The sequence below is a fragment of the Deltaproteobacteria bacterium genome (assembly GCA_013151235.1).
Taxonomy (GTDB): domain Bacteria; phylum CG2-30-53-67; class CG2-30-53-67; order CG2-30-53-67; family CG2-30-53-67; genus JAADIO01.
Genome location: JAADIO010000073.1, coordinates 8,861 through 12,602 on the forward strand (window position 1 = coordinate 8,861; position 3,742 = coordinate 12,602).

4 protein-coding genes are annotated in these 3,742 nt (G+C 49.5%); 2 read left to right on the top strand and 2 right to left on the bottom strand.

Annotation, left to right across the window (positions count from 1 at the left end; genetic code table 11):
• Together GXP58_12205 and GXP58_12210 are read right to left on the bottom strand one after the other, a co-directional pair.
• On the bottom strand, positions 1-996 hold a 996-nt coding region (locus tag GXP58_12205; protein NOY54356.1), incomplete at its 3' end, for a hypothetical protein.
• A gap of 386 nt (positions 997-1,382) precedes the next feature.
• Complete coding sequence (locus GXP58_12210) at positions 1,383-2,327, bottom strand: formylglycine-generating enzyme family protein (protein ID NOY54357.1); 945 nt, start codon at positions 2,325-2,327, stop codon at positions 1,383-1,385.
• 226 nt (positions 2,328-2,553) lie between these two features.
• Here GXP58_12210 and GXP58_12215 point away from each other — a divergent pair, with 226 nt between their 5' ends.
• Complete coding sequence (locus GXP58_12215) at positions 2,554-2,874, top strand: ATP-binding protein (protein NOY54358.1); 321 nt, start codon at positions 2,554-2,556, stop codon at positions 2,872-2,874.
• A 356-nt stretch (positions 2,875-3,230) separates the two neighbouring features.
• Positions 3,231-3,742 (top strand): hypothetical protein (locus tag GXP58_12220; protein ID NOY54359.1); only part of this gene is annotated, 512 nt, incomplete at its 3' end.

The window sequence follows — 3,742 nt, forward strand, 5'->3', positions numbered from 1 at the left end:
GAAGTGTTCGCAAAGATTCGGATCAGAGTCCGGCGGAGCCAGCATTGCGCCGCTATGATAATTGAATCCATAAAAAGTTCCCTCCTCTTCCCATCGCTTGTAGGTCCGCTCTTCGGCCCATTCCCGTTCAAAAGTCCGGCTGAGGTGGGTTGCATAGGGTGAATCCCCAGGCGCATCGACATTGAGCAGTTTGATCCAATGGCCCAGCTCCCAGGGCTTTAAGAAATGCCCATATTGACGACGAAGATCACCCCCTCCATTAGGCAGGATGGCACAAGCCCAGGTGAAAGTGCGGTTATCGGCATAAATCAGGTCGGTGCTGAATCTGAAAGTTTTACCCTGGCAACAAATCGGGAATCGTAAGAATGATTTCCAACGTTCGGCATAGAGATCCTGTTCCGGTTTTATTGCTCTGTCAGCAAGAGTCTCTTTAGATCCGAATGATGCAGGTATGTCCCCCATTAAATCCAACAATCCTTTGCATTCATGCCGGTCAAAAGGTCGTTCCCAATACCGAAACTGTTCATTTAATTCCAGCAAATCATCCAAGGTCGGCATATCAAGTGATGTATCTTCTGGAACTTTTGTAAAAAAGAGTTCAATGACCAGAAAACCGACCTGGAGCAGATCGCCTCCTTCGGGAATGTCGCGCCGTTCTTCCTCTGTGTATTCAAACAGGACAAGTCGTGGCTTCGACATGGATATCGGCAGTATTCTGCCTTCCCTGAAATACATGGGATAGGTCCAATCCCATTCTTTGTCTACCTGTTCCAGTTGAAACCACTTCGCCCTTTTGAAAAGAACTTTCCCTGTTTCAGGGGTAAAGTATTTCTCACGCCAATAACGATCCTCATGAATTTCTTTCCACTGGTAATCGGTATCGGAAGTACCTTTTCGAACATTCAGTCGTTGCAAGCTGTAGGCAAAGGGAAGAACAAACCGGGTAAAAGATGCAGGTTTTTCGTGTTGCGGTTTGCCATATTCAAGTTTAAGCATTCTCCACCTCCCCTGCTTGTCACAATAAATCAGTAAGCCGCTTTGTATTTCACCAACGTGAAATAGAAAGCGGCTTTTTCGATACTCCCCCTCTTGGCAGACATAAGGCAGTAAGATAAGAGCATGGCTTTCTGAATTTCCCGCAGTCAGGACCACCAAGGCTGGTTTGATCCCTGTTTGCAACATCATAAACAAATATATTGACGTATGACAAGAAAAACTTACCTCTTATGCATAAAGGGACGAAGGCGAAAGGGTCTATTCCCACAATGCGGATTTTGGGAGGTCGTCCTATACCAGCCACCTGAATGGCTGATTACAACTTCATCACGATACAGTTGCCGCTGGCGGCATCCTTCCCTAACCGGCTTCGCAGGTGGTAAGCATCACTTTCTCTCCTTCCGCCGCACATGCTGTCTCCCTTCCAGGCTCCCGGCACATCGAAATCCAGTTACCTCGTTCCGATCGTCCGGCTCATCTCCGATGCGGTCCCATGCACTGAAGAATCCCGGTTCAAACAGCCATGATCTTCCCCTGATCACACGTTTCGTCCCTCTGAGCGCCCCCCTGGGGTTATCCTTCGGGCTCCGTCCGTAATAGCCCGCGTCATACCAGTCCACACACCACTCGAAGAGATTGCCCACCATACCGTAGAGGCCGAGACTGTTCGGCGGGAAGCTACCGACCGGGGATGTCGATCGGTTGTCCCACTGTGAACCGCAACCATTGCACTCGGGATCGCCCAGGAAAAGGGTGTCTCCCCGCGGTTTTTTCCGATTGCGCATATTCCTTCCGCCCCTTGCCGCATATTCCCATTCCGCTTCCGTGGGAAGGCGTTTGCCCACCTTTGTACAGTAGGCTTGGGCATTGAACCAGGTCACGTTTTCGATCGGATGCCGCATCCCTTTGAAGTGCGAAGGGTTCCTGCCCATCACACGCTGATAGGCCGCCTGCGTCACAGGGTACCTGTCGATATAGAAGTCATCCAGGCAGATCTCGTGGGCCGGTTTTGAATCATCATCACAATCGCTCGGCCAGGTTCCGCATCCCATCCTGTAACAGCCGCCTCTCACCAGGACCATCCCCCGGGGCGCCGTTTCCCGTTTCGTCCCATCTTTTGACAGCTTGCGCGCGGAGACGGCGCTGCCTTGTGGAGCGATATGGCCGCTCGCCCGATTCCGGTCGGCGGCGGATAAAGATGCTCGTCCCGCCGGAATGACCAGGAACAGACAGAGAACGATCATGATCTTCCTCCGGAGCAAAATGCCCCGTTCCCGCCGCTCCGTTCCACGATCTTTTTCACGGGCTTCCTGCGGATTACGTATTTGCATCGCCGTTCCCTCCTTTCTTATTCATAAAGACGTCCATGAAGTTGATTTTGTTGCACTATGGCCGGGGGTAGAGTGCATGCCGCCGGCCCCTTGAACATTACGAAAATTCTGAGAATCCGGAAACATGCCGGAGGTGTCATTATGATACAATTCACAAACTAACTCCGGCGATCGGTATGTTCGATCATAACGGGACTTTCTCGAAATCCTGGAGAACCGCCACGGCATGCGATCGACCCTCCTGACCAGCCGGGTCCCGGCGGAACAGTGGCATGAACGGATGAAAAACCCACCCTTGGCCAATGCCATCCTGGGCCGTCTCATTCATAACGCCTACCAATCCGACTTGGAAGGAGAACTGACGCGGAAGAAAAAAAGGATTGACTTGCCCCATGGAAAAGAGGTAGCCCTATCGGAGAGGCGTCGCGGGGCGAAGACGGGTGATCAAAGAACACCGGAATCGGTGTGCAAACCCGATCGGGATGAGTGTCCAACAAATTTCAGGATGGGTGTTCAACGTCATCAGGATACGCATGATACTTGTTGAATTGCGGATCCTAGGGCATGTTGGTGTTCATTGCGGCTTCCTTTTCGTAATAGATGTAAGCGGCATATTCCTCTTGCTCTGCCACATTCTTTTTATTACGAATAGTAATGATATTGCAAGATGTTAATCATGCAGGAAAGTATTTGCTGGGAGTTGCCTGCCGCGTAGCGGGTTCGTCCAACACGCAGGTGAAGTCGGACAGGTATTCCGCTGCGCTCTATACCTGCCGCTACCCGCACCGTTAGCCGATGAACTACCGCGCCGCAAGCAGCGGGGTATCAACTTCTCTATTTCGGTACATCACTCGCAGCAAGCTGCGGGGAATTAGACCCTAAAAGAGATTAAAGGGAGCATACATGAGATTCGATAGGAGAGAGAATAAAGAAATTACATATTATACAGATATCATTGAAGAGGCAGTTTATAACAAAGATTGCCAAAAAATAGAGGCCATCATTGAAGAGCTTTGGTTTGATAAGAAATCAGACGGTACTTGCACAATAATGATAGGCCCGTGCGATATCATTAACCCAGATCCTTGCATTGTATGTGGAGCACAAATAGAGGAATTTAACTCAAGTAAAAAGGAAAATGGCATATTATTTAAGTTCCTTGACAATTTCCGATACGCCCACGCACCCACTCGAAGAGGTATCAGTTTTTGGCTGTGTCCAACGTGTGCTCCAAAGGGAGTTGCTGTGGATTTTCACAATATTCGTCTCAATATTGAGTCAGTGCGTCCCTTGACAGATGCCCTCCAAGACTTCTTGTTCAGAAATTCAATGAATGAAATTCATCAGGAACTTAATCTTCTTGTTAAAGACAAAAATTCATATTTTGACAACCCGCTTCCTGGAAATATGATTAT

Bases quoted from the DNA above. Each gene is read 5' to 3' on its own strand.
- GXP58_12210 (NOY54357.1), bottom strand. From the start codon at position 2,327: ATGCAAATACGTAATCCGCAGGAAGCCCGTGAAAAAGATCGTGGAACG.
- GXP58_12215 (NOY54358.1), top strand. From the start codon at position 2,554: ATGCGATCGACCCTCCTGACCAGCCGGGTCCCGGCGGAACAGTGGCAT.